The sequence below is a fragment of the Phenylobacterium sp. LjRoot219 genome (genome assembly GCF_964252995.1).
Classification (GTDB): domain Bacteria; phylum Pseudomonadota; class Alphaproteobacteria; order Caulobacterales; family Caulobacteraceae; genus Phenylobacterium.
In genome coordinates, this window is record NZ_CAXUQI020000001.1 from 2,925,050 (window position 1) to 2,946,981 (window position 21,932).

General features: G+C 70.4%; 24 protein-coding genes. 16 read left to right on the forward strand and 8 right to left on the reverse strand.

Annotated elements, in window-relative coordinates; genetic code table 11:
- The first annotated feature begins 10 nt into the window (after positions 1–10).
- Positions 11–658, forward strand: coding sequence for a sulfotransferase family protein (locus ACSQ14_RS14345; protein WP_436013888.1), 648 nt, complete (start codon positions 11–13; stop codon positions 656–658).
- Positions 659–675: 17 nt separating this feature from the next.
- On the opposite strand, the gene ACSQ14_RS14350 is transcribed toward ACSQ14_RS14345, so the two are convergent.
- Positions 676–1,848 (reverse strand): acyl-CoA dehydrogenase family protein, encoded by a 1,173-nt coding sequence (locus ACSQ14_RS14350; protein WP_436013890.1) that lies wholly within the window; start codon positions 1,846–1,848, stop codon positions 676–678.
- Positions 1,849–2,064: 216 nt separating this feature from the next.
- Between ACSQ14_RS14350 and ACSQ14_RS14355 the strand changes: the two genes are divergently transcribed.
- Positions 2,065–3,003, forward strand: a complete 939-nt coding sequence (locus ACSQ14_RS14355; protein WP_436013892.1) for a hypothetical protein — start codon at positions 2,065–2,067, stop codon at positions 3,001–3,003.
- Between the two features lie 27 nt (positions 3,004–3,030).
- Here ACSQ14_RS14355 and ACSQ14_RS14360 read toward each other — a convergent pair whose 3' ends face one another.
- The gene (locus ACSQ14_RS14360; protein WP_436013894.1) at positions 3,031–3,273 is read right to left on the reverse strand and encodes a hypothetical protein; all 243 of its coding nucleotides are present in this window, start codon (positions 3,271–3,273) and stop codon (positions 3,031–3,033) included.
- A 100-nt stretch (positions 3,274–3,373) separates the two neighbouring features.
- A complete protein-coding gene (locus ACSQ14_RS14365) occupies positions 3,374–3,934 on the reverse strand; it encodes an HNH endonuclease (protein ID WP_436013896.1) in 561 nt (186 codons plus the stop codon).
- Between the two features lie 1,191 nt (positions 3,935–5,125).
- On the opposite strand from ACSQ14_RS14365, the gene ACSQ14_RS14370 reads away from it, so the two are divergent.
- From ACSQ14_RS14370 to ACSQ14_RS14380, 3 genes are read left to right on the forward strand one after another with little or no spacing between them, the layout of a single operon-like run.
- The gene (locus ACSQ14_RS14370) at positions 5,126–5,743 is read left to right on the forward strand and encodes a TetR/AcrR family transcriptional regulator (RefSeq protein ID WP_436013898.1); all 618 of its coding nucleotides are present in this window, start codon (positions 5,126–5,128) and stop codon (positions 5,741–5,743) included.
- A gap of 50 nt (positions 5,744–5,793) precedes the next feature.
- The gene (gluQRS, locus tag ACSQ14_RS14375) at positions 5,794–6,645 is read left to right on the forward strand and encodes a tRNA glutamyl-Q(34) synthetase GluQRS (RefSeq protein WP_436013900.1); all 852 of its coding nucleotides are present in this window, start codon (positions 5,794–5,796) and stop codon (positions 6,643–6,645) included.
- The gene (locus ACSQ14_RS14380; protein ID WP_436013902.1) at positions 6,638–7,510 is read left to right on the forward strand and encodes a DMT family transporter; all 873 of its coding nucleotides are present in this window, start codon (positions 6,638–6,640) and stop codon (positions 7,508–7,510) included. Before gluQRS ends, ACSQ14_RS14380 begins: the two co-directional genes overlap by 8 nt.
- A gap of 323 nt (positions 7,511–7,833) precedes the next feature.
- Here ACSQ14_RS14380 and ACSQ14_RS14385 read toward each other — a convergent pair whose 3' ends face one another.
- A complete protein-coding gene (locus ACSQ14_RS14385) occupies positions 7,834–9,261 on the reverse strand; it encodes a protein adenylyltransferase SelO (protein ID WP_436013904.1) in 1,428 nt (475 codons plus the stop codon).
- Positions 9,262–9,365: 104 nt separating this feature from the next.
- Between ACSQ14_RS14385 and nhaA the strand changes: the two genes are divergently transcribed.
- The 4 genes from nhaA to ACSQ14_RS14405 all read left to right on the forward strand — a co-directional run bounded on the left by nhaA (position 9,366) and on the right by ACSQ14_RS14405 (position 12,348).
- Positions 9,366–10,544 (forward strand): Na+/H+ antiporter NhaA, encoded by a 1,179-nt coding sequence (nhaA, locus tag ACSQ14_RS14390; protein WP_436013906.1) that lies wholly within the window; start codon positions 9,366–9,368, stop codon positions 10,542–10,544.
- Between the two features lie 186 nt (positions 10,545–10,730).
- Complete coding sequence (locus ACSQ14_RS14395; protein WP_436013908.1) at positions 10,731–11,465, forward strand: SDR family oxidoreductase; 735 nt, start codon at positions 10,731–10,733, stop codon at positions 11,463–11,465.
- An 11-nt stretch (positions 11,466–11,476) separates the two neighbouring features.
- Positions 11,477–11,875, forward strand: coding sequence for a dihydroneopterin aldolase (gene folB, locus ACSQ14_RS14400; RefSeq protein WP_436013910.1), 399 nt, complete (start codon positions 11,477–11,479; stop codon positions 11,873–11,875).
- Positions 11,876–11,952: 77 nt separating this feature from the next.
- The gene (locus ACSQ14_RS14405) at positions 11,953–12,348 is read left to right on the forward strand and encodes a DUF4870 family protein (RefSeq protein WP_436013912.1); all 396 of its coding nucleotides are present in this window, start codon (positions 11,953–11,955) and stop codon (positions 12,346–12,348) included.
- A 136-nt stretch (positions 12,349–12,484) separates the two neighbouring features.
- Here ACSQ14_RS14405 and ACSQ14_RS14410 read toward each other — a convergent pair whose 3' ends face one another.
- Positions 12,485–13,372 carry a branched-chain amino acid aminotransferase gene (locus tag ACSQ14_RS14410; RefSeq protein WP_436013914.1) on the reverse strand — a complete coding sequence of 296 codons (888 nt, stop codon included), beginning with the start codon at positions 13,370–13,372 and terminating at the stop codon, positions 12,485–12,487.
- Positions 13,373–13,449: 77 nt separating this feature from the next.
- Between ACSQ14_RS14410 and ACSQ14_RS14415 the strand changes: the two genes are divergently transcribed.
- The 3 genes from ACSQ14_RS14415 to ACSQ14_RS14425 are packed head-to-tail and all read left to right on the forward strand — an operon-like array spanning position 13,450 to position 15,988.
- Positions 13,450–14,160: a response regulator gene (locus ACSQ14_RS14415; RefSeq protein WP_436013916.1), complete on the forward strand. Its 711-nt coding sequence runs from the start codon at positions 13,450–13,452 to the stop codon at positions 14,158–14,160.
- The gene (locus ACSQ14_RS14420) at positions 14,160–15,542 is read left to right on the forward strand and encodes an ATP-binding protein (RefSeq protein WP_436013918.1); all 1,383 of its coding nucleotides are present in this window, start codon (positions 14,160–14,162) and stop codon (positions 15,540–15,542) included. Before ACSQ14_RS14415 ends, ACSQ14_RS14420 begins: the two co-directional genes overlap by 1 nt.
- A gap of 5 nt (positions 15,543–15,547) precedes the next feature.
- Positions 15,548–15,988, forward strand: coding sequence for a DUF2147 domain-containing protein (locus ACSQ14_RS14425; protein WP_436013920.1), 441 nt, complete (start codon positions 15,548–15,550; stop codon positions 15,986–15,988).
- Between the two features lie 131 nt (positions 15,989–16,119).
- Here the strand turns inward: ACSQ14_RS14425 and proC are convergent, their stop codons facing one another.
- From proC to ACSQ14_RS14440, 3 genes are all read right to left on the reverse strand, one after another.
- Complete coding sequence (gene proC / locus ACSQ14_RS14430) at positions 16,120–16,914, reverse strand: pyrroline-5-carboxylate reductase (RefSeq protein WP_436015430.1); 795 nt, start codon at positions 16,912–16,914, stop codon at positions 16,120–16,122.
- 110 nt (positions 16,915–17,024) lie between these two features.
- Positions 17,025–17,528: a YbjN domain-containing protein gene (locus ACSQ14_RS14435; RefSeq protein WP_436013922.1), complete on the reverse strand. Its 504-nt coding sequence runs from the start codon at positions 17,526–17,528 to the stop codon at positions 17,025–17,027.
- Positions 17,529–17,672: 144 nt separating this feature from the next.
- The gene (locus ACSQ14_RS14440; protein ID WP_436013924.1) at positions 17,673–17,915 is read right to left on the reverse strand and encodes an accessory factor UbiK family protein; all 243 of its coding nucleotides are present in this window, start codon (positions 17,913–17,915) and stop codon (positions 17,673–17,675) included.
- 226 nt (positions 17,916–18,141) lie between these two features.
- Between ACSQ14_RS14440 and lgt the strand changes: the two genes are divergently transcribed.
- From lgt to ACSQ14_RS14460, 4 genes are all read left to right on the forward strand, one after another.
- The gene (lgt, locus tag ACSQ14_RS14445) at positions 18,142–19,014 is read left to right on the forward strand and encodes a prolipoprotein diacylglyceryl transferase (RefSeq protein WP_436013926.1); all 873 of its coding nucleotides are present in this window, start codon (positions 18,142–18,144) and stop codon (positions 19,012–19,014) included.
- Positions 19,001–20,062 (forward strand): class I SAM-dependent methyltransferase, encoded by a 1,062-nt coding sequence (locus ACSQ14_RS14450; RefSeq protein ID WP_436013928.1) that lies wholly within the window; start codon positions 19,001–19,003, stop codon positions 20,060–20,062. The genes lgt and ACSQ14_RS14450 overlap by 14 nt, the downstream gene beginning before the upstream one ends.
- Positions 20,059–20,829, forward strand: a complete 771-nt coding sequence (pgeF, locus tag ACSQ14_RS14455) for a peptidoglycan editing factor PgeF (RefSeq protein ID WP_436013930.1) — start codon at positions 20,059–20,061, stop codon at positions 20,827–20,829. Before ACSQ14_RS14450 ends, pgeF begins: the two co-directional genes overlap by 4 nt.
- Before the next feature lie 133 nt (positions 20,830–20,962).
- Positions 20,963–21,898 (forward strand): ribose-phosphate pyrophosphokinase, encoded by a 936-nt coding sequence (locus ACSQ14_RS14460; protein WP_436013932.1) that lies wholly within the window; start codon positions 20,963–20,965, stop codon positions 21,896–21,898.
- Positions 21,899–21,932 lie beyond the last annotated feature (34 nt).

Consider the following 21,932-nt stretch of genomic DNA (forward strand, 5'->3'; position numbering starts at 1 on the left):
GAGCAGATTCATGACCCTGTCCGTGATCGGCGCCGGCTTCGGCCGCACCGGAACCCTGTCGCTCAAGCTCGCCCTGGAGCAGCTCGGCTTCGGCCCCTGCTACCACATGGTCGAGGTGTTCAAGAACCCGAAGGCGCCCGGCTACTGGGAAGCCGCCGCCAACCGCATGCCGGTCGACTGGGCGGAAGTCTTCGCCGGCTACGGCTCGACCGTCGACTGGCCGAGCGCCACCTTCTACCGCGAGCTGGCCGAGGCCTATCCCGAGGCCAAGGTCGTGCTGACGGTGCGCGATCCCAAGGCCTGGTTCGCCTCCACCCAGGCGACCATCTTCAAGCACGACTTCTCCGGCCAGCCCGCCCCCTTCGGGCCCATGGCCGCAAAGGTCATCGGCCGGCTGTTCGATCAGCGGATGCACGACGAGGCGCACTGCATCGAGGTCTTCAACCGGCACAACGAGACAGTGCAGCAGGTGATCCCCAAGGATCGGCTGCTGGTCTACGACCTCGCCGAAGGTTGGGGGCCGCTCTGCGCCCTGCTCGGCGTCGAGGCGCCCGCCACGCCGATTCCGAAGGCCAACACCACCGAGGATTTCCAGCGCGCGATGGCCGGACGCGCCGAGGAGATGATCAAGCAGCAGACAGCCGCGCCGAACACCTGAAGGGCGTCCGGCCCGCCCTAGCCGAACACCTGCGGCCGCTTGCGAATGCGCTTGGCCAGCGACCACTTATGCACCTCGGTCGGGCCGTCGTAGATGCGGAAGGCGCGGATATCGCGGAAGATCTGGTGCACCGGGGTGTCGTCGGTGATGCCCATGCCGCCCAGCACCTGCACGCAGCGGTCGGCGATCCCGAACAGCGCCTCGGAGACCGCGACCTTGGTCATGCTCGACTCCTCGGTCCCCGGGACGCCCTGGTCGAGGCGCCAGGCGCACCAGTCGATCATCAGCTCGGCCTGCTGCAGCGCGATCTCGTTGTCGGCCAGCATGAAGCCGACGCCCTCGTGCTCGATCAGGGTCTTGCCGAAGGCCTTGCGGGTGCGGGCGTAGTCGCAGGCGATGTCGTGCGCCCGCTTGGCGGCGCCCCACCAGCGCATGCAGTGGGTGAGCCGCGCCGGCGCCAGGCGGATCTGGGCGTAGCGGAACCCCTGATCGAGCTCGCCGAGGATGTCGTCCGCGCCGGCCCGCACATTTTCCAGCGTCATGACCGCGTGGCCGCCCGGCATGGTGCGGTCGATGGTGTCGAGCACCCGCTCGGTGCGGACGCCGGGATGCGGCAGCGGCACGAGGAAGATGGTCGCGCCGCCCTCGGTCTTGGCCATGACCAGGCCGACGCCCGCGCCGTCCGCCCCGGTGATCAGCCATTTGCGGCCGTTGATCACCCAGCCGTCGCCGTCCCGGGTCGCCGTCGTCGCCAGCATGGACGGATCGGAGCCGGCCCCGCCGTCCGGCTCGGTCATGAAGAAGGCCGAGCGGATCCCGCCGGCGGCCATGCGGCGCAGGTAACGCTCCTTCTGGGCCGGGGTCCCGGCCTTCTCCAGCAGGAACATGTTGCCTTCGTCAGGCGCCATGCAGTTCAGCGCCGTCGCGCCCAGCAGCGAATAGCCGGCCTCGCGGAACACGGTCGCGGTCTCGCGGTGATTGAGCCCGTGGCCGCCGAACTCCGCAGGGAGATGAAACCCCAGCAGCCCCGCGGCCTTCGCCTTGGCCTGCAACTCGCGGCGCAGGTCGTCGTTCGGCCCGTGGCGCTCGACCCGGGGGTCGGTCTCGTAGGGGATCACGTCCTCACGAACGAAGCGCCGGACGCGCTCCGCCAGCTCCAGCTCCCGCGCACCGCGCGCCAGATCGATCATCCGCGCCTCCCTCGAATTCAAACGCGCGTTTGACGCGCTTGCCGCCATCTAAACCGCGCACCGCCGCTGCGTACATAGACCCCGGCGGGCGGACGCTTGATCCGAACGGAGCTTGCCGGAGCCGTCCGGCGGACCAGATGCCGCGTGGCGCGACGCGGCGAAGCAACCTAAGGCGGCGCAACCAACGCCAAGATCGCCGATCCGACGCCAGTAGCCATGCTTATCCCCGCCCCCGCCGACGCCGCGCGCGTCCTGCTCGACGCCCTGCTGGCGGAGACGCCCGAGGTCCGCGACGCGCCACGTCAGCAGGCGCTGACCGAACAGTTCCTGGCGCCGGAACTGGCGAGCCTGGAGGCGCTGCTCCTGGGGCTGCGCGCCGACATCGACCCGGTGCTGCAGCGCGAGCGCCCGCACCGCGGCGCCAAGCCCTATCCGAGCGGCCAGTGCCTGGGCATCACCGCGGCGGTGCAACGAAGGCTCAGCACGGTCGACCCGGCGCAGTTGCCGCCGCCCGCCGCGCGCGGCTACGCCGCGCTGGCCGCCTTCGCCCGATCCGGCGGCGTGATCCGCCGGGTCTGGGGCGACCTGCGAGGACGCTATTTCCAGACCGCGCTGGTGGTCGGCGCCCTCTATGTCGACGTCGCCAACGACACTGTCGTGGCGACCAAGCCGAAGGTGGAGATCCTGCCGTTCACCGAGGCGGGCTTCTCGCCGATCGCCGACTACGGCCACTATGCCCGCATCGCCGACAGCTACTGGGGCGGCGAGACGCTGCCCAACCACCTGCTGCCGGACCTCGCGCCCTATCTGCCGGTCCTCCGCATCGATCCGGCCGGCCGCGTCAACCTCGCAGCCTCGACGCGCTACATGCTGGGCCTGACGCTCGCGAACCGGTTCTCGCCGAGCGAGACGGCGCTAAGCGCCCCGCCGCTCGCCGCCACGCGCTTCAGCCTGCTGGCGGCGGCGCTGCAGCGGGCGGGGATCCAGCCCGCGCCCGACGCCGCGCACGGCCGCAACCAGGCGCTCGCCTGCTGCCAGCGCTATCGCGCCGAAGGCCGTCACGATGCGCCGGAGGCGCTGGTCGCGGCGCTCCGCGCGGCCGAGCCCGCCAACCGCGCCCTGGCCGCAGTGAATCTCGCGGCGAAGGCGGCCTAGGCGGCTTACGCCTCCCACTTTACGATCTCACGCGAACGGCAACTTCGCACTCGGCCCGAAGACAAACCCTTCCTGGATGTAGAAACCGGTCTGGGCTTGGCCGCCGCCCGCCCTGTAGATCCAGCCGTCTTTGATCCAATGCTGCGTGTTCACGTCCGCAGAGCCGACCGGCCCCCAGATCCAATCACCGTCGATCCAGAACTTCGCGCTTTGCGCTTGGTCGTTGCTCAAGATCCACGGGCCATCCATCCAGCCGGCGATCACCGTCATGCCTCACTCCTCGGAAATGGCGGCCCGAGCGGCTCAAAGCCGCGCCCCGCCCGCAGGCAGCGCGTTCTCGCTCGTCGTCGGACAGCGCGTCGGGAAACAGCTAAGCCTCCAGCTCGATGTCCCAATACAGGTAGTCGAGCCAGCTTTCGTGCAGGTGGTGCGGCGGGAACCGGCGGCCGCGGTCCTGCAGCTCGAAGGCGGTCGGACGCCGCGGGCGGTGATGCGGGTGCATGCCGGCTTCGTGCGGCGTGCGGCCGCCCTTGGTCAGATTGCAGCGGGCGCAGGCGGTGACGATGTTCTCCCAGGTGGTGCGGCCGCCGCGCGAGCGGGGGATCACATGGTCGAAGGTCAGGTCGCTGTCCGCCGAGCAGTACTGACAGGAGAAGGCGTCGCGGAGGAAGAGGTTGAAGCGGGTGAACGCCGGGGGCCGGTCCTGGGCCACGTAGTGCTTCAGCGACACCACGCTCGGCAGCTTCATTTCGAAGGAGGGGGAGTGCACCACCTGGTCGTAGGTGGAGACGACGTCGACGCGGTCGAGGAAGACCGCCTTGATCACTTCCTGCCACGGCCAGAGCGACAGGGGGTAGTAGCTGAGAGGGCGGAAGTCCGCGTTCAGCACCAGCGCGGGGCAGCCGGAGGGGGGCCTGCTAAGCACCTGCATCGCAGGGTCCTCCGCAACGCCTTGAGCCCGCCGCCGGCGCGCTCGAACACCCGCAAGGCCCGCCCGTCTCACCCGGCCGGCATCGCCGATCCGGTCCGTGAGGGGCGTGGTGAACGCCTATGTCGTACGCTTGTGGACTGAAGACGAGGTCCCCTTCCGCGACGCGCAAGCGGCCGAGGGACCGCCCTATTGGCGTTAACTATACGGAAGATTCGACGACAGCTCCATGACTTGCGGCCGGCCGTCCAAGCGCAGGAGCCATGGCGCGGGGCCGCTCGGCGCCAAAAAGAAAGGGCCCCTTGCGGGGCCCGTAGCGCAAAAAGAAAGGGGCCCCGCAAGGGGCCCCGGAAACGTCACAGCCGAGGGTGGGAGGAACCCCCGGCCGCGCGATCAACCGCCGACGAGGGCGATGGCGCCGGCGGACGCGAGGCCCAGGGCCAGAAGAGCGACCGGGGCGAAGCGATCCAGGAAACGTTCGAAGTTGGCGACAGCTGCGAGAGTCATGGCGACACACACCTTTGAGTTGGATCCCGGCCGGGGCCGGGCTTTTTTCTATTTGAACGTTGCTAAGATAATGCGAATCTGAGCGGCGTCAAGATATCTTTACGATGATTAGATTGCGACGGGCCGTCGCATCGGTCACGCGCCCAGCAGGGCCATGGCGACGGCGGAAGCGAGGCCCAGAGCCAGGAACACGGCCGGCGCGACGGTATCGATGGCGCGCTCGAAGGTGGCGACAGCAGCGAGAGTCATGACGGCGGTCCTTTCTTATCTGAGTCCCATCCCGGGGCCCGTTCGATTTGAACAATGCTAAGATAGGATCAATCTGAGCGACGTCAAGATATCTATGCAGCGTTCAGATCGATTTTCCGGGACACCTTCACCAGACGTGAAGAAGGCCCCCGCAGGGGCCTTCGCCGCATCGCCGCGCCGAGGCGTTCGCGCCTCAGACGCCCAGCAGCGCCATGGCGCCGAACGGCGCGAGACCGAGGGAGAGGAAGAACGCCGGACCCACACGGTCGATCAGACGTTCGAACTTGGCGACAGCAGCGAGGGTCATGGCCACACACCTTTTGGAGATCCGCCCCGCCTTGCGGGGCCTCGATCTGAACAATGATTAGATGGGGCATATCTGAGCGTCGTCAAGATGCAACTTTACGACGCTCAGATGGAATTCTAGTTTGACCGCCAATGTCAGAGTCGAACCCGCCCGAGGCCCGCTCGTACCATCACGGCGATCTCCGCCGCGCACTGGTGGATGCCGCCCGCCGCCTGGTCGAGAGCGAGGGCGGCTCGGCGGCGATGTCGTTGCGCGCCGTCGCCCGCGAGGCCGGCGTCAGCCCGGCGGCGCCCTACCATCACTTCAAGGACAAGAGCGAGCTGATGGGCGCGGTCGCGGCCGAGGGCTGGGCCCTGGTCAGCACCGCCGTATTCGAGGCCTCGCAGGCCAACCCGGGCGACCAGCTGGCCCCGGCGCTGGCCTATGTCACCTTCGCGCGCGAACGTCCGGCGCTCTATCGCGTCATGTTCGACAACGCTCGCGACGCCGAGTCCCTGCCCTTCTTCGGCCTGGCCGGCGACGGCAGCCCTTACGCCTGGGTGCGCGAGGCGCTCGACAAGGAGCGCCAGAACGCGGGCGGCTACGAGGTGGAGCTGGGCATCGCCGCGGTCTGGTGCGCCGCCCACGGCCTGGCGGAAATGGCCTGCTTCAAGCAGTTCGATCCGATCAAGGAATCGCTCGGCGGCGAGCGTCCTTTCCTCGAGGCGGTGCTGGAGCACATGGGCGTGCACAGCCACCGGCGAGAATAGCCGCGACGCACGGCTTCCAGATCGCCGCGCGGGCCTGATAAGTCTCGGCCGTGGCCGGCTTCGTGACCCGTTTCGCCCCCTCCCCGACCGGCTTCCTGCACCGGGGCCACGCCTATTCGGCGCTGACGGCGCACGCCGCGGCGCGCGCGGCCGACGGCCGCTTCCTGCTGCGCATAGAGGACATCGACCAGACCCGCTGCCGGCCGGAGTTCGAGACGGCGATCTACGAGGACCTCGCCTGGCTCGGCCTCGGCTGGGAGACGCCAGTGCGCCGGCAGTCGGACGAGATGGCCGACTACGCCGGCGCGCTCGACGGTCTGGCGGCGCGCGGCCTGATCTACCGCTGCTTCCGCACCCGCAAGGAGATCGCCGAGGACATCGGCCGCGCGCCGCATGGGGCCATGGAGATGTTCCGCGGCGCGCCGCTGCCGCGGCACGACGAAAGCCACCGCCTCGCCGCTGGCGAGCCGTTCGCCTGGCGGCTGTCGCTGGCCGCCGCCGAGGCGGCGCTTGGCGGGTTCGGCGGCCTCACCTTCGTCGAGGAAGGTTCGGGCCCGAACGGCGAGCAGGGGGTGATCGCGGTCCGGCCGGAGCTCGGCGGCGACGTGGTGCTGGCGCGCAAGGACGTCGGCGTCGCCTACCACCTGGCCGCCACCTTCGACGACGCCCTGCAGGGCGTCAGCCACGTGGTCCGCGGCCAGGACCTGTTCGAGGCGAGCCACATCCAGCGGCTGCTGCAGGCGCTGCTCGGCCTGCCGAGCCCGGTCTATCGCCATCACCCGCTGCTGACCGGGCCGGACGGCAAGCGCTACGCCAAGCGCGACAGGGCCGAGACGCTGCGCGAGATCCGCGCCCGCGGCGTCACGCCCGAGGCCCTGCGGCGGGAGCTGGGCTTTGACTGAGCCGCCGCCGCGCTGGCGCGCCGCCGCGGTCCTGGTGTTCGGCGCCTGCGTCATCGGCTTCTCGCCGATCCTGGTGCGGCTGACCCAGACCGGCCCGGCGGCCGCCGGCTTCTGGCGGCTGGCCTTCGCCCTGCCGCTGCTGGCGCTGATGACCCGGCGCACCACCGGGCGGATCGCCCCGCCCTCGCCGCTGGCGCTGGCCGCCGGCGCGGCCTTCGCCCTCGACCTCGGCTTCTGGCACTACGGCATCAAGTACACCTCGGTGGCCAACGCCACCGTGCTGTCGAACCTGACCCCGGTGGTGGTGACCGCCTTCGCCTGGATCTTCCTGAAGCAGCGGCCGCGGCCGCAGTTCCTGCTCGCGGTCGCCATCGCGGTCGCCGGCGCCTGGCTGATGGCCAGCCAGCGGGTCGGCGCGCCCGGTGTGAACCCGCCGCTCGGCGACGCGCTGTCGGCCACCACCGCGCTCTGGTACGCCCTCTATCTGTTGGCGATCGGCGCGGGCCGGAAGCGGGAGACCGCCAGCGCGCTGATGTTCTGGTCGAGCGCCGTCGGCGCGCCGCTGGTGCTGGTCGGCGCCCTGGCGCTCGGCGAGCAGATCCTGCCGCTGGGCGCCGCCGGCTGGGCCGCCTGCGTGGGCCTCGGGTTGATGCATGTCGCCGGACAGGGCTCGATCGCCTGGGCCATGGGCCGGCTGCCGACCGCCACCGCTTCGGTCGTCGTGCTGGTGCAGCCGGTGGTCGCCGGCGCGCTCGGTTGGGTGTTGTTCAACGAGGTGCTCGGCCCGGTGCAGTCGCTCGGCGCAGCGGTGACGCTGGGCGGCGTCGTGCTGGCGCAGCGGGCGTCGCGGGACAAGGCCGCCTAGGGCAGAACGCGATCGGAGCGAACAGGGAACCGTCGCTCAGCGAGCGCAGATTGACGACGTCCGGGCGCGGTGCTCAGCGGATCAAGCCGAACAAATAGATAAGGACGATCACCGGGACCGGAACGCCGATCAGCCAGAACATCAGGCTCTTCATGGGCGCGCCTCCCAACACGTGGAGGCCCAGAGTCCGAACGAAACGCCAAGACCGGCGTTCCGCAAAATTCCCTAGATCATGACCGGCTTGTCCAGACCTCCAACCCGCCGTCGAACGGCCTTGGGATGGGTCGCCCGGACAAGCCGGGCGATGACGGAAGAATGGGAGCTTAAGCGCCTTGCGGCGTCAGCCCCCAGGCCAGCCGGGCGCGCTCGATCGTGGCCAGCTTGGCTTCGAAAACCGACCAGTCGTCGCGCTCGGCGATCGCCGCCCAGATGGCCTCGATCTCGTCGTACAGCAGCTCCTGCGGCTCCGGCCCGGCGAAATAGGGATTCGCCAGCCGTTCGGGTCGCTCGGCGGCGTAGGGCGCGAGCCGGGCGCGGAACTCCGTGAAGGCCTCGCCGCCGTAGAGCGCCGCGCGCGGGCCGGCCAGGGCCCGCGCCTCGTCCTTGCAGAACCAGTCGAAGAAGAACGGCTCCCAGCGCAGCGCCTCGCCGCCCTCGGCCAGGGCGCGGAACGCCGCCTGCGCCAGGGCGACGTCCTCCGCCTCGCCGCGCGGCGCCAGGCCCAGCCGCTCGACCACGGCGGCGACCAGCTCGCGCTGATAGGCGGCGCCGAAGCCGTTCAGCGCCTCGATCAGCGGCTCGCTCGCGCTCAGCAGGCTGAAGCAGCCGGCGAGCTGCTGCAGGTTCCAGAACACCGTCTCCGGCTGGCGGCCGAAGGCGTAGAGGCCGGAGTGGTCGAAATAGGCCGCGGTAAACTTCGGGTCCGACCGCGGCAGGAAGCGGTAAGGGCCGTAGTCGAAGCTCTCGCCGGTCATGTTCATGTTGTCAGTATTGAGCACCCCGTGGACGAAGCCCGCCGCCATCCAGCGGGCGGCCAGCCGCGCCGCCTTGGCCGTCACCACCGCAAGCAGCGCGCTCGGCTTGTCGTCCGCGCCCTGCAGCTGCGGATAGTAGTTCTCGATCACATGGTCGACGAGCACGGCGATCCGGCCCGGCTGCTCGAAAAAGGCGTGGCGCTGGAAGCTGCCGAAGCGGATGTGGCTGTGTGACAGCCGGGTCAGCACCGAGGACCGGGTCGGGCTGGGCTCGTCGCCGCGCTGCAGCGCCTCGCCGGTCTCGATCAGCGCGAAGGAACGCGAGGTCGGCACGCCCAGCGCCTCGAGCATGGCGGTCGCCAGCACCTCGCGCACGCCGCCCTTCAGCGTCAGTCGGCCGTCGCCCTGGCGCGACCAGGGGGTCTGGCCGGACCCCTTGGTGCCGAGGTCGAGCAGACGGTCGGTTCCGGCCTCGCGCAACTGGGCGAACAGGAAGCCGCGGCCGTCGCCGAGCTCGGGGTTGTAAACCCGGAACTGATGGCCGTGGTAGCGCATGGCCAGCGGCGGGGCGATGTTGTCCGGCAACGGCTCGAAGCGGCCGAAATGGGCGATCCACTCGGCGTCGCTCAGCGTGTCCAGACCGACGGTCGCCGCCGCGCGATCGTTGCGGAACCGCAGCAGCGTCTGCGGGAATTTCGCCGCCTCGACCGGGTCGGCGTACTCCAACCCGAGCTTGGGAAGTTGCGGATCGGGGCGATAGGCGGACGAGACGGGCATCTGAGGGCAAATGGGCGCAAAGCGGCGCGGCCACAACCGCTTTCCCCCCGCCGCCAGCCCCGATGTCAGTCGATCCGGTTCCGCTTGCATGCTAACCGACAGGCATGGCGCGACGACTGACCCTCGACTTCCTCAAGACTGAGAGCGCCTCGGGCTTGATTCTCGCGACGACCGCGGCGGTGGCCATCCTGATGGCCAACTCCCCGTGGGCCGCGACCTACTACGGCTTCATCGACGCGACCTTCACCATTCAGGTCGGGGCTTTCCGCGAGACCCATTCGGTCCTGGACTGGATCAAGGAAGGCCTGATGGCGGTCTTCTTCTTCGTCGTCGGGCTGGAGATCAAATACGAGATCCTGCGCGGCGAACTGGCCAATCCGCGGCGGCTGGTGCTGCCGATCGTCGCCGCGGTCGGCGGCATGGTCGTGCCGGCGGCGGTCTACCTGGCGTTCAACGCCGGGCCGGGCGGCGCGACCCAGGGCTGGCCGATCCCGACGGCGACCGACATCGCCTTCGCCGTCGCCGCGCTGGCGATCGCCGGGCCCAGGCTGCCGCCCACCTTGCGCGTCTTCCTGCTGACCCTGGCCATCGTCGACGACCTTGGCGCGGTGGCGTTGATCGGCCTGGTGTTCAGCGAGGGGGTGCAGGTCGCCGCGCTCGGCGGCGCGCTGGTCTCGCTGGCGCTGATGGCCCTGCTCGGCCGGTGGCGCAGCGCGCCCTACCTCTTCTATGCGCTGGGCTTCCTGCTGGTCTGGGCGTTCACGCTGAAATCGGGGATCTCCACCTCCGTGGCGGGGGTCGCCGCGGCGATGACCGTGCCGATCGAGCCGCGCAAGCCGCACCGGCCTGGCGTGCTGGAGGACTTCATGGAGAGCCTCCACCCCTACGTCGCCTTCCTGATCCTGCCGCTGTTCGCCTTCGCCGCCGCCGGCTTCTCGCTGGAGGGCATGACGCTGGCCGAACTGGCCAGCCCGGTGACGCTCGGCATCGCGCTGGGCCTGTTCCTCGGCAAGCAGCTCGGCGTCTTCGGCGCGACGGCGGCGGTGATCGGGCTGAAGCTCGCCCGGCGGCCGACCGGCGCCACCTGGGCCGAGCTCTACGGCGTGTCGCTGCTGTGCGGCGTCGGCTTCACCATGAGCCTGTTCATCGGCGCCCTGGCCTTCACCGCCGAATACGCCGCCGCCCAGGTCCGGCTCGGCGTGCTGATGGGCTCGGTGCTGTCGGCCGCGGCCGGCATGGCGGTGCTCGCCTGGGCGCAACGGCGCAGGCCGGACGAGGCGTAACGGCGCGATCGCGCGCGCAGCCGCCATCGCTGGCTTGCGGCTAAGCCCGGGCCTCGCTAAAGCCCGCTGATAGTTTCGAAGGAGCCGCTCATGTCCGGCATCGCCGCCATCGTCATCTTCATCGTCGTGATCGGCGCGCTGAACGTCTACGAGTTCGGCCGGCTCGACTAAGCCCGCGCGCGGCAGATGGCGAACCGCGGCGCAGCGCTCGTCACCGGCGGCGCCCGCCGTATTGGCCGGGCGTTGGCCCGGGCGTGCGCCGAGGCCGGCTTCGACGTCGCGATCCATGTGCGCAATCCCGGCGACGACGCCGACGCGTCGGCCGGCGAGGTGCGCTCGGCTGGACGCCGGGCGACGATCCTCGGCTGCGACCTGCGCAAAGAATCCGCCGTGGTCGCCCTGGTCGGCGAGGCCGAGGCCGAGCTCGGCCCGGTCACCCTGCTGGTCAACTGCGCCAGCGTCTTCGAGGAAGACGGGTTCGAGACCTTCAACCGCGCCTCGTGGGACCTGCACATGGAGACCAACTTGCGCGCGCCGCTGGTGCTCTCCCAGGTCTTCGCCCGGCGGCTGCCGGCCGACCGCGAGGGCCTGATCGTCAACGTTCTCGACCAGCGGGTCTGGCGGCCGACGCCGGAGTTCTTCTCCTATTCGCTGAGCAAGGCCGCGCTCTGGGATGCGACCAAGTTGATGGCCCAGGCGCTGGCGCCGCGCGTGCGGGTCAACGCCATCGGCCCCGGCCCCACCCTGCAATCCATCCACCAGGATCCCCAGGACTTCGCCGACGAGGCGGCGTCGACGCTGATGCGCCGGCCGGTCGCGCCCGCCGAGGTCGCCGGCGCGCTGCGCTACCTGATCGATGCGCCGGCGGTCACCGGCCAGATGATCGCGGTCGATTCCGGCCAGCACCTGGCCTGGCGCTGAGGTCCGCAGCGATGGCCAAGCCCCCTCTTCCCGCGCCCGCCGCCGGCGCGGTGCGCGTCGCGATGACCAAGGTCTTCGTCACCGGCCTGCGGGTGCAGGCCGAGATCGGCGTCTACCGCCATGAAATCGGCAAGCGCCAGCCGCTGTCGGTCGACGTCGAGCTCGACGTCCCGGCCGCCGGCGCCGACCGGCTCGCCGACACCGTCAACTACGAGACCATCCTGAAGGCCGCCCAGGCGATCGCCGCCGAAGGTCATATCGAGCTGGTCGAGGCCTTCGCCGAGCGGCTGGCGCGCGCCTGCATCGCCGACCCGCGGGTGACCCGCGCCCGCGTGCGGGTGGAGAAGCCGCTGGCGCTCGCGCCCGACGCGGTGGCGGCCGGCGCCGAGATCACCCTCGAGCGCGGCTGAAGTCTTTTCTCCGCGGCGAAACGTTCCCACCTTTTGCGAGGCAATCGCCCGCCCACGGGCCGCAGGGAAGGACACCGATGACTGAGCGTCTGAGCTATGGCGGCGTCGAAGACCGCACCATGCCGGCGGTGGTCTACGCCCTCTACCTGCTGGGGATCGTCAACGGCCTGACGATCATCCTCGGGCTGATCCTGGCGTACGCCAAGCGCGGCGAGGCCGGGGAGATGGCCCGCAGCCACTACACCTTCCTGATCCGCACCTGCTGGCTGTGGATCGCCTGGGAGGTGATCGGCGTCGTGTTGATCGTGATCGGCGCACCGCTCAGCCTGGTGCTGATCGGCATTCCGCTGTTCCTGCTCGGCTGGCTGATCGTCGGCCTGACCCACGTCTGGTTCGCGCTGCGCGCGATCGTCGGCGTGATCCACCTGGCCCGCGACGAGCCCTACCCGCGGCCGCGCACCTGGTTCGTGTGAGCGTTCGAGCAACGCGAGAAGGGGCGAACGCCGAACGCCCCCTCAGTCAGCTTCGCTGATAGCTCCCCCGCTTCGCAGGGGAGCAGCTGGAGCCGAGACGAAGGGGGCGGTACGCCCCCTCCTCCGGCGTGGCGGCTTAGGCCGCGACCAGCTGGCGGCGGACCAGCTTGGCGTAGTCGTCCATCAGTCCGAGCGACAGCTTGCCCGGGGTGAAGGTGTATTCGCCGACCTGCGAGACCGGCGTGACCTCGGCGGCGGTGCCGGTGAGGAAGCACTCGGTGAAACCCGCGAGCTCCTCCGGCATGATGTGCCGTTCGATCACCTCGACGCCCTGCGAGCGGGCCAGCTTGACCACCGTCTGGCGGGTGATGCCGTCGAGGAAGCAGTCCGGCAGCGGCGTGTGCAGCACCCCGTCCTTGACGAAGAAGACGTTGGCGCCGGTCGCCTCGGCCACATAGCCGCGGTAGTCCAGCATCAACGCGTCGGTGTAGCCGTCCTTCTCCGCAGCGTGCTTGGAGACGGTGCAGATCATGTAGAGACCCGCGGCCTTGGCGTGGACCGGCTCGGTCTCCGGCGACGGGCGCTTGTACTTGGCCCAGGTCAGGCGGACGCCCTTGGCCTTCTCTTCCGGCTTGAAGTAGCTCGGCCAGTCCCACACGGCGATGGCCACGTGGATCTTGGCGTTCTGCGCCGAGACGGCCACCGTCTCGGAGCCGCGCCAGGCGACCGGCCGGACGTAGGCGTCGGCCAGGCCGTTCTTCGCGCAGGCGTCCTTGCAGGCCTGATCGATCTCGGCCACCGTGTAGGGGATTTGGAAGTCGAGGATCTCGGCCGACTTGAAGAGGCGCTCGGTATGGGCGGTCAGCTCGAAGATCTCGCCCCCGTACATCCGCTCACCCTCGAACACGGACGACGCATAGTGCAGGCCGTGGGTGAGGACATGCACCTTCGCCTCGCGCCAGGGGACGAACTGGCCATCGAACCAGATCCAACCGTCGCGATCGTCGAAGGAAACTGTAGACATGGGGCCGAATGCTCCTTTCAGAGGGGCTCCTTGAACCGTGAGGAGGGCCCCGCGTCAAACGAAATGGGCTCTGTGAGTTGAACGCCTACGCCGATCCCGCCCAGCGCGTGCGCCATCTGTTGGTGGTGGACGACGACGACCGCATCCGTGAGCTGCTGAAGGCCTACCTGGCCCGCGCGGGTTTCCGCGTCTCGGCGGCCAACGGCGGGGCGGCGGCGCGCAAACTGCTGGCCACGCTCGACTTCGACCTGGCGGTGTTCGACGTGATGATGCCCGGGGAGGACGGATTGTCGCTGACCCGCTGGCTGCGCGACCAACGCGGCGCGAGCGGCCGCACGCCGGTGCTGATGCTGACGGCGCGCGGCGAATCCGGCGACCGAATCGAGGGCCTGAAGGTCGGCGCCGACGACTACCTGGCCAAGCCGTTCGAGCCCGAGGAGCTGCTGCTGCGCATCGAGGCGATCCTGCGCCGCTCGCAGGACCGCCCGCCGACCACCGGTCCCCTGTCGCTCGGCCGCTGCGCCTTCGATCCCGAGCGCGGCGAGCTGACCTGCGAGGGCGAGCCGATCCGGCTGACCGAGGCGGAGGTCGCGCTGATGCGCCATCTGGCGCGGACGCCGCACGAGCCGGTGGACCGGCTGGAATTGGCGACCAACTCCAGCGACCCGTCCGGCCGCGCTGTGGACGTGCAGGTCACCCGCCTGCGCCGCAAGATCGAGGACGACCCCAAGGCGCCGCGCTACCTGCAGACGGTGCGCGGGATCGGTTACCGCCTGGCGCCCGACTGATGATCGACTTCCGCCGCATCGGCCGGTGGATCGCCGTCTGGGTCCGGCGGCAGGTGCCGAAGACCCTTTTCGGCCGCTCCCTGCTGATCATCGTCCTGCCGGTGGCGATCATGCAGATCGCCGTCACCTACGTGTTCTTCGACGCCCATTGGCAGACCGTGACCTCGCGCCTGTCCGAGGGGTTGGCCGGCGACATCGCCTGGGCGGTGGAGAGCTACACCGAGGATCCGACGCCCGAGAGCTTCGCCAAGCTGGCGCGCCGGGCCGAGGAGTCCAAGGGCCTGTCGATCGCCCTGCAGCCGGGCAAGACCCTGCCGGTCAACCGCCGCTATTCGCTGTTCGCGCCGATCGACCGGTCGATGCAGCAGGCGCTGAGCGACCGGCTGGACCAGCCGTTCTGGTTCGACACCACCCGCTACCCGGCCTACGTCGACGTGCGCGTGCAGATGCCCGGCGCGGTGATCCGCGTGCTGGCCCCGCGCGACCGCGCGGTGGCCACCAACGGCCATATCTTCGTGCTCTGGATGACGGTGGCGACCGTGCTGCTCACCGCCATCGCGCTGTTGTTCATCCGCAACCAGGTGCGGGCGATCGAGCGGCTGGCCAACGCCGCCGAGGCCTTCGGCCGCGGCGTCGACGCCCCGGCCTTCAAGCCGCACGGCGCGCGCGAGGTGCGGCGCGCCGCGGTCGCCTTCCTGGACATGCGCGCGCGCATCCAGCGCCACATCGATCAGCGCACCACCCTGCTGGCCTCGGTCAGCCACGACCTGCGCACCCCGCTCACCCGGCTGAAGCTGGCGCTGGCCCTGTCCGAGCCGTCGAAGGGCAACGAGGCGATGAAGCGCGACGTGGTCGAGATGGAGCACATGATCGACGAGTACCTCGCCTTCGCCCGCGGCGAGGGCGGCGAGGCGATCGAGAAGGTGCGGCTGCGCGAGTTGATCGAACAGGTCAGCGAAGGCGCGGTGCGGGCCGGCGCCCGGGTCAGCGTCACCGCCGACCCGAAGCTAGAGGCGCCGGTGCGGCCCAACGCCCTGAAACGCGCGCTGTCCAACCTGGTGATGAACGCCGCGGCCTACGGCGAGACCGTGCAGGTCTCGGCGCAGCCCTGGCCGCAGGGCGGCGTCGAGATCGTCGTCGACGACGACGGACCGGGAATCCCGGCGGAGCGTTACGAGGACGCGTTCAAGGCGTTCAGCCGCCTGGACGAGGCGCGCAACCAGAACACCAAGGGCGTGGGCCTGGGGCTGGCGATCGCCCGCGACGTAGCGCGCGGCCACGGCGGCGACATCACGCTCGGCCGCTCGCCGCTCGGCGGGCTGCGGGCGACGCTGCGGCTGCCGGGCGCGCTGCGGCCAGTGGTCGAACCGCGGAGGAGTTGAGAGCCATGGGCCTGAGGATCGCCGCGACCGCCGCCGTGCTGCTGAGCCTGGCGGGCGGAGCCGCCCTGGCCGCCGATCCCGCCGAGGGCGTCTGGCTGGTGCAGGACAAGGACGCCAAGGTGAAGATCGGCCCGTGCCCCGGCCGCGCCGCCCAGCTGTGCGGCGAGATCGTCTGGCTGCGTACGCCGCTCGGCGACGACGGCCAGCCGAAGCGCGATCGGCACAATCCGGACGCCGGCCAGCGCAGCCGCCCGCTGGTCGGCTTGACGATGATCCGCGACTTCCGCCCCGCCGGCCCCGGCCGCTGGGACGGCGGCAAGATCTACGATCCGAAATCGGGCAAGACCTACGCCTCGAAGCTGCGGGTCGCGGCGGACGGCGCGCTGAAGGTCGACGGCTGCGTGCTGGTGATCTGCAAGACCCAGACCTGGACGCGGACGGAGTAGCGGAGCCTAGCGCCCCCTCCGTCTCGGCGCTGACGCGCCGATCCACCTCCCCCGCTCCGCAGGGGAGGAGCGATCCGCTGCTCCCCCGCCTGCGGGGGGCTATCAGCGAAGCTGACTGAGGGGGCCGCTCGCTAAGCCCCCAGTTCCTTCGAGCGCCGCACCGCGGCCGCTACGGCGTCGCGCAGCAGCGGCGGCAGGCCGGCCTCGCCGAGCAGCACGTCGAGCGCCGCCTGGGTGGTGCCGCCGGGCGAGGTGACCTGGCGGCGCAGTTCGGCCGGGTCGTCGCCGCTCTCGGCGAGCAGCGCCGCGGCGCCGGTGAGCGTCGAGCGGGCCAGCCGGCTGGCGTCCTTGCCGCTCAGGCCGGCGGCGAGGCCGGCGGCCTCCAGCGACTCGATGAAGGCGTAGAGGTAGGCCGGCGCCGACCCCGACACGGCGGTGGCGGCGTGCATCAGCCCCTCGTCGGCGAGATCGACCACCGCGCCGAGCGGCTCGAACAGCGCGTGCGCCCGGGCCAGCGCCGCCGGATCGTCGGCGTAGAGGCTGGCGGTGCCCTGGCCGATGGCCGCCGCGGTGGTCGGCATCACCCGGGCCACGCAGCGGCCGCCGAACTCCTTGGTGATGTCGCCGGCGCGCACGCCAGCGGCGATGGAGACGATCACCGCATCGGCGGCGAGCCAGGGCGCGACCTCGGCCGCGGCCTCGCGCCACAGCTGCGGCTTCACCGCCAGCACCACGGTGCGGGCGCGGGCCAGCTCGGAATCCGGCGGATTGAGCACCGCGCCGTCGCGGCCGGCGGCCTGGGCGGAGTCGCCCGGCTGCGGATCGCGGATCATCAGCTCAGCGGCGGAGAAGGCGTTGGCCTTGCGCCAGCCGGCGAGCATCGCCCCGCCCATGCGCCCGGCGCCCAGCATCAGTATGGGAGTGATCATGGCGGCGGACACTATGAGCCCGCCGCCAAGCTGTCATCCGGGAAAGCCGGCGCGGCTTAGCCGACAGCAGATCCTCTCCCTGAGGGAGAGGATCCCATGGCCGGCGATCAGGCCTCGCCGACGGTTTCGAACATGCAGGCCGCGACCGCGTCCTGCGGCGACTTGGCGCCGCGCACGAGGAAGTCGAACGCCGGGTAGAACCGGTCGGCCGCTTCCACCGCCACGTCGATCATGGCTGCGGCCTGGGCCAGGCTCGGCTGCTCGCCGGTCATCAGCGCCATTCCGTGGCGGAAGATGATCTCGCCGTCTTCCCAGAGCTCGTAATGGCCCAGCCAGACGCGCGGATTGATCATGGCGATCAGTTCGTGGGCGGCCGCCCGCTGCTCCGCACTCGCGACCAGGTCCACCGATAGGCAGAGCTGCAGGCAGTCCCCTTCCGGACGCCAGGCGAACCAGAGTTCGTAATCTTTCCAGTCGCCGGCCAGGGTAAAGGCGAGGTCACCATCCTCGGTACGGTCGAAGGGCAGGTTCTCGGCGGCAAGCACGTGCTCGACGACGTCGAGAGGATCGTTGGCGAGGAGGACGTTTTCGTCAGACTGGGTGGTGTCCATGAGACCCGCGGTCCTTTCGCAGTGGGCGGGGAGCGGATCGCCGCCCCCGAATCGCCTGCGATACTGAAAGTAAGCCCGTTCGCGCGCAGAGGTTCACTCGCATCTGACGCGTGCTGAGCCGTAAGGGCGTGTTTCTGTGGATGTTCAGGGCGCGTTGGTCCCAGGCGCCTGCTGCGTGCGCAGCGCGGCGACCTCGGCCCGGAGAGCGGCCAGTTCAGCCTTAAGCGCATCGAAGTCCTCGCGGCGCACCAGGTCGAATTCGGCGGCGACACGATCGGCCTGGGAACGGAACGCGGCCTTGGCCTCCTCGCCCGCAGCCTGGGCAAGGCCCATGGCGGCGGTGGTCAGCTTGGCCATCTCGTCGAGAAAGGGATTCTGGGTCTGCATTTCACTCACAAGCGCTGCAAGATCGGCGCCTTCTACGCCTATATGGGCTCCCAGCGGCGGTTTTGCTACTAAACCGGCCGGGCCCCTAGCCATTACCGGGGAAGCTGGCCCCCGACCACGGCTGAACCGCGGCGACTCGCGGGCGTCGCGGACGTCGCGGGGGGTGAAAGCGGAGCTCTTCTCGTCTAAACCGGGGGCCACGCACAACGCTGGGAGCCGCGCGACCGTGCCATTTCCGGACTTCGATCCCGTCCTGATCCAGATCGGGCCGTTTGCGATCCGCTGGTACGCCCTGGCCTATGTCGCCGGCATCCTGCTGGGCTGGCGCTACGCCGCGACGATCCTGCGGAAGGCCTCGCTCTGGACCCGCCGGCCGGCGCCGATGACCACGGTGCAGCTGGACGACCTGATCCTCTGGATCACGCTCGGTGTAATCCTCGGCGGCCGGCTCGGCCACACCCTGTTCTATATGCCCGACCTGATCTGGCGCGACCCGCTGGAGATCCTGAAGGTCTGGCATGGCGGCATGAGCTTCCACGGCGGCGCGCTGGGCGTGCTGCTCGCCCTGATCCTCTTCGCCTGGCGCAACCGCCTCGACGTGCTGCAGCTGGGCGACGTGGTCGCCGCGGCGACGCCGATCGGCCTGTTCTTCGGACGCATCGCCAACTTCATCAACGGCGAGCTTTGGGGCCGGCCGACCACCGCCCCCTGGGGGATCGTCTTCCCCGGCGCCGGCCTGCTGCCGCGGCATCCCAGCCAGCTCTACGAAGCGGCGCTCGAAGGCCTGGGCCTGTTCCTGCTGCTGGCCTGGGCGGTCTGGGGGCGCAAATGGACCAACCGGCGCGGCGTGATCATGGGCCTGTTCATCGCCGGCTACGGGGTGATCCGCATCAGCCTTGAGAACGTGCGCGAGCCCGACGCCTACATGCCGCATTTCCCGCTGGGCCTGACCATGGGGATGATGTTGTCGGCGCCGATGGTGATCGCCGGCCTGCTGCTGATCTGGCGCGGCCTGAAGGCGCCGCTGCCGCCCGAGCTGCCGGCCCAGCCCGCGCAGGCGGCCGGCGCGAGCCCGCGGGAGGCCGATGAGCCTGCGTGACCGCCTGCAGGCGCAGATCGCCGAGACCGGACCGATCAGCGTCGCCCAGTACATGACCGCCTGCCTCTACGATCCGGACTATGGCTACTACGCCACCCGTCCGGCGCTCGGGCCGACCGGCGACTTCATCACCGCGCCGCTGATCAGCCAGATGTTCGGCGAGCTGATCGGCGTCTGGGTCGCCTCGGCCTGGGAGCAGATCGGCCGGCCGCAGCGCTTTCGCCTGGTCGAGATGGGCCCCGGCGACGGCACGCTGATGAGCGATGTGCTGCGCGCGGCGCGCCTCGCCCCGGGCTTGCTGGAGGCGGCGGAAGTCTGGCTGGTGGAAGTGTCGGCGCCGCTGAGGGCCAAACAGGCCGAGCGGTTGGGCGACGCGGTCCGCTGGGCCGCGGCGCTGGACGAGGTTCCCGGCGGCGAACCGCTGCTGCTGATCTCCAACGAATTGCTGGACTGCCTGCCGGCGCGCCAGTTCGTGCGCACGGCGGTCGGCTGGGCGGAGCAGATGGTCGGGCTGGACGCCGCAGGACAGCTGGCGTTCGGGCTGGCGGCGACGCCGGCCGCCGGGCTGCTGCCGGACGCGGCGGTCGGCGCGGTGTTCGAACAGTCCGCGGCCCAGGCCGCCCTGGGGGCGGCGCTCGGCCAGCGGATTTCCGCCGACGGCGGGGCGGCGCTGCTGATCGACTACGGCCGCGACGCGGCTGGCTTCGGCGACACCCTGCAGGCGCTGCGCCGCCACGAGAAAGTCGATCCGCTGGCCTGTCCGGGCGAGGCCGACCTGACCGTGCACGCCGACTTCCCGGCCGTGCTGTCTGCCGCGCGGGCGCAAGGCGCGCAGACCGCGATCCTCACCCAGGCGCAGTTCCTGTCGAACATGGGGATCGGCGCGCGCACCGAGACCCTGCTGCGCGCCCGGCCGGACCGTTCGGCGACGCTGGGCCGGCAGCTGCACCGGCTGATCGGCGCTGACGAGATGGGCGAGCTGTTCAAGGCCGCCTGCATCCACTCCCCGGGCTGGAGCCCGCCCGCCTTCGAGGCCTGCGACGCATGAACGAGCTTCCCGTCCTGACCTCGCCGCTGCTCGAACTGCCGGGCGTGCGCCATGCCTTCTTCACTCGCCAGGGCGGCGTCTCGCAGGGCATTTACGCCGGCCTCAACGTCGGGCTGGGCTCGCGCGACGATCCCGATGCGGTGCAGGAGAACCGCCGTCGCGCGGCGGCGCACTTCGGCCGCGAAGCGATCGTCACCGTCTATCAGATCCATTCGGCCGAGGCCCTGGTCGCCACGGCCCCCTGGCCGGACGCCGCCCCGCAGGCCGATGCGGTGGTCAGCGCCACGCCCGGCGTGGTGTGCGGCGCGCTCGCCGCCGACTGCGCCCCGGTGCTGCTGGCCGACGCCGAGGCCCGCGTCGTCGCCGCCGCCCACGCCGGCTGGAAGGGCGCGCTGACCGGCGTCGTCGAGGCGGCCATCGCGCAGATGGAGACCCTGGGCGCCCGCGCCGAGCGCATCCGCGCCGTCGTCGGCCCCTGCATCGGGCCCCGCTCCTACGAGGTCGGGCTGGAGTTCCTCGAGCGGTTCGCCGCGGTCGACCCCGGCTACGAACGCTTTTTCGCGCCGGGCGCGTCGGGCGAAAAGCGGCTGTTCGACCTGCCGAGCTTCGTTTTGTCGCGCCTTGCGGCCGCCGGCGTCGAGGCCTGCGAATGGGTCGGCCGCGACACCTGCGCGGAGCCCGAGCTGTTCTTCTCCAACCGCCGGGCGTTCAAGGCGGGCGAGCCGGACTACGGCCGGCTGCTGTCGGCGATCATGCTGGAGCCCTGACGGCGCATCTCCCGGAGATGCCGCTCACGCGGCATTCCGCGACGGCAGGCGCAAATGCGGCCGCCAGAGGGATAGACTCGTCCGTCGCCGCTGATAAAAGGCGCCCGAACTGCCGAAAATTTGAAGGTGACCGATGAAGCTGCTGGCCGGCAACTCCAACCGAACGCTGGCGCAGGCCGTCTCCACGCACCTGGACGTGCCGCTGACGAAGGCCCAGGTGAAGCGGTTCCCGGACAATGAGATCTGGGTCACCATCGACGAGAACGTCCGCGGCGAGGACGTGTTCGTCCTGCAGTCCACCAGCTACCCGGCCAACGACAACCTGATGGAGCTGCTGATCTGCGTCGACGCGCTGAAGCGCGCCTCGGCCAAGCGGATCACCGCGGTGCTGCCCTACTTCGGCTACGCCCGGCAGGACCGGAAGACCGGCGGCCGCACGCCGATTTCGGCCAAGCTGGTCGCCAACCTGATCACCCGCGCCGGCGCCGACCGGGTGCTGACGATGGATCTGCACTCCGGCCAGATCCAGGGCTTCTTCGACATCCCGACCGACAACCTGCACGCCGCCCCGCTGATGGCGCAGGACATCAAGACCAACTACGAAAAGGCCAACGAGCTGCTGATCGTTTCCCCCGACGTCGGCGGCGTGGTCCGCGCGTTGGCGGTGGCGAGCCGGCTGAACGCCGAGCTGGCGATCGTCGACAAGCGCCGCTCGGGCCCGGGCAAGAGCGAAGTGGCCAACATCATCGGCGACGTCTCCGGCCGCCGCCTGATCATGTTCGACGACATCGTCGATTCGGCGGGCACGCTGTGCAGCGCCGCCCAGTCGCTGATCGACGCCGGCGCAACCGAGGTTTCGGCCTACGTCACCCACGGCGTGCTCTCCGGCGCGGCCTGCGAGCGGGTCAAGAACTCGGTGCTGAAGGAACTGGTGATCACCGATTCGATCGAGCAGCCGGATCCGATCCTGGGTTCGACCAAGATCCGCCAGGTCAGCTGCGCGCCGCTGATCGGCGAGGCGATCCGCCGCATCGCCAACGAAGAGTCTGTCTCCAAACTCTTCGACTGACCGTCCGACCTCGAGAGTCGCCGGCCGCTGCGGT

What these genes read in the sequence shown, in the direction of transcription:
- ACSQ14_RS14435 (WP_436013922.1), bottom strand. Translation starts at nt 17,528, where the DNA reads ATGGACACCACCCAGTCTGACGAAAACGTCCTCCTCGCCAACGATCCT.
- nhaA (WP_436013906.1), top strand. Translation starts at nt 9,366, where the DNA reads ATGGCGCGACGACTGACCCTCGACTTCCTCAAGACTGAGAGCGCCTCG.
- ACSQ14_RS14425 (WP_436013920.1), top strand. Translation starts at nt 15,548, where the DNA reads ATGGGCCTGAGGATCGCCGCGACCGCCGCCGTGCTGCTGAGCCTGGCG.
- ACSQ14_RS14355 (WP_436013892.1), top strand. Translation starts at nt 2,065, where the DNA reads ATGCTTATCCCCGCCCCCGCCGACGCCGCGCGCGTCCTGCTCGACGCC.
- ACSQ14_RS14385 (WP_436013904.1), bottom strand. Translation starts at nt 9,261, where the DNA reads ATGCCCGTCTCGTCCGCCTATCGCCCCGATCCGCAACTTCCCAAGCTC.
- ACSQ14_RS14345 (WP_436013888.1), top strand. Translation starts at nt 11, where the DNA reads ATGACCCTGTCCGTGATCGGCGCCGGCTTCGGCCGCACCGGAACCCTG.
- ACSQ14_RS14460 (WP_436013932.1), top strand. Translation starts at nt 20,963, where the DNA reads ATGAAGCTGCTGGCCGGCAACTCCAACCGAACGCTGGCGCAGGCCGTC.
- ACSQ14_RS14420 (WP_436013918.1), top strand. Translation starts at nt 14,160, where the DNA reads ATGATCGACTTCCGCCGCATCGGCCGGTGGATCGCCGTCTGGGTCCGG.
- ACSQ14_RS14405 (WP_436013912.1), top strand. Translation starts at nt 11,953, where the DNA reads ATGACTGAGCGTCTGAGCTATGGCGGCGTCGAAGACCGCACCATGCCG.
- ACSQ14_RS14450 (WP_436013928.1), top strand. Translation starts at nt 19,001, where the DNA reads ATGAGCCTGCGTGACCGCCTGCAGGCGCAGATCGCCGAGACCGGACCG.
- folB (WP_436013910.1), top strand. Translation starts at nt 11,477, where the DNA reads ATGGCCAAGCCCCCTCTTCCCGCGCCCGCCGCCGGCGCGGTGCGCGTC.
- ACSQ14_RS14360 (WP_436013894.1), bottom strand. Translation starts at nt 3,273, where the DNA reads ATGACGGTGATCGCCGGCTGGATGGATGGCCCGTGGATCTTGAGCAAC.
- ACSQ14_RS14350 (WP_436013890.1), bottom strand. Translation starts at nt 1,848, where the DNA reads ATGATCGATCTGGCGCGCGGTGCGCGGGAGCTGGAGCTGGCGGAGCGC.
- pgeF (WP_436013930.1), top strand. Translation starts at nt 20,059, where the DNA reads ATGAACGAGCTTCCCGTCCTGACCTCGCCGCTGCTCGAACTGCCGGGC.
- ACSQ14_RS14410 (WP_436013914.1), bottom strand. Translation starts at nt 13,372, where the DNA reads ATGTCTACAGTTTCCTTCGACGATCGCGACGGTTGGATCTGGTTCGAT.
- ACSQ14_RS14440 (WP_436013924.1), bottom strand. Translation starts at nt 17,915, where the DNA reads ATGCAGACCCAGAATCCCTTTCTCGACGAGATGGCCAAGCTGACCACC.
- ACSQ14_RS14395 (WP_436013908.1), top strand. Translation starts at nt 10,731, where the DNA reads ATGGCGAACCGCGGCGCAGCGCTCGTCACCGGCGGCGCCCGCCGTATT.
- ACSQ14_RS14365 (WP_436013896.1), bottom strand. Translation starts at nt 3,934, where the DNA reads ATGCAGGTGCTTAGCAGGCCCCCCTCCGGCTGCCCCGCGCTGGTGCTG.
- ACSQ14_RS14370 (WP_436013898.1), top strand. Translation starts at nt 5,126, where the DNA reads ATGTCAGAGTCGAACCCGCCCGAGGCCCGCTCGTACCATCACGGCGAT.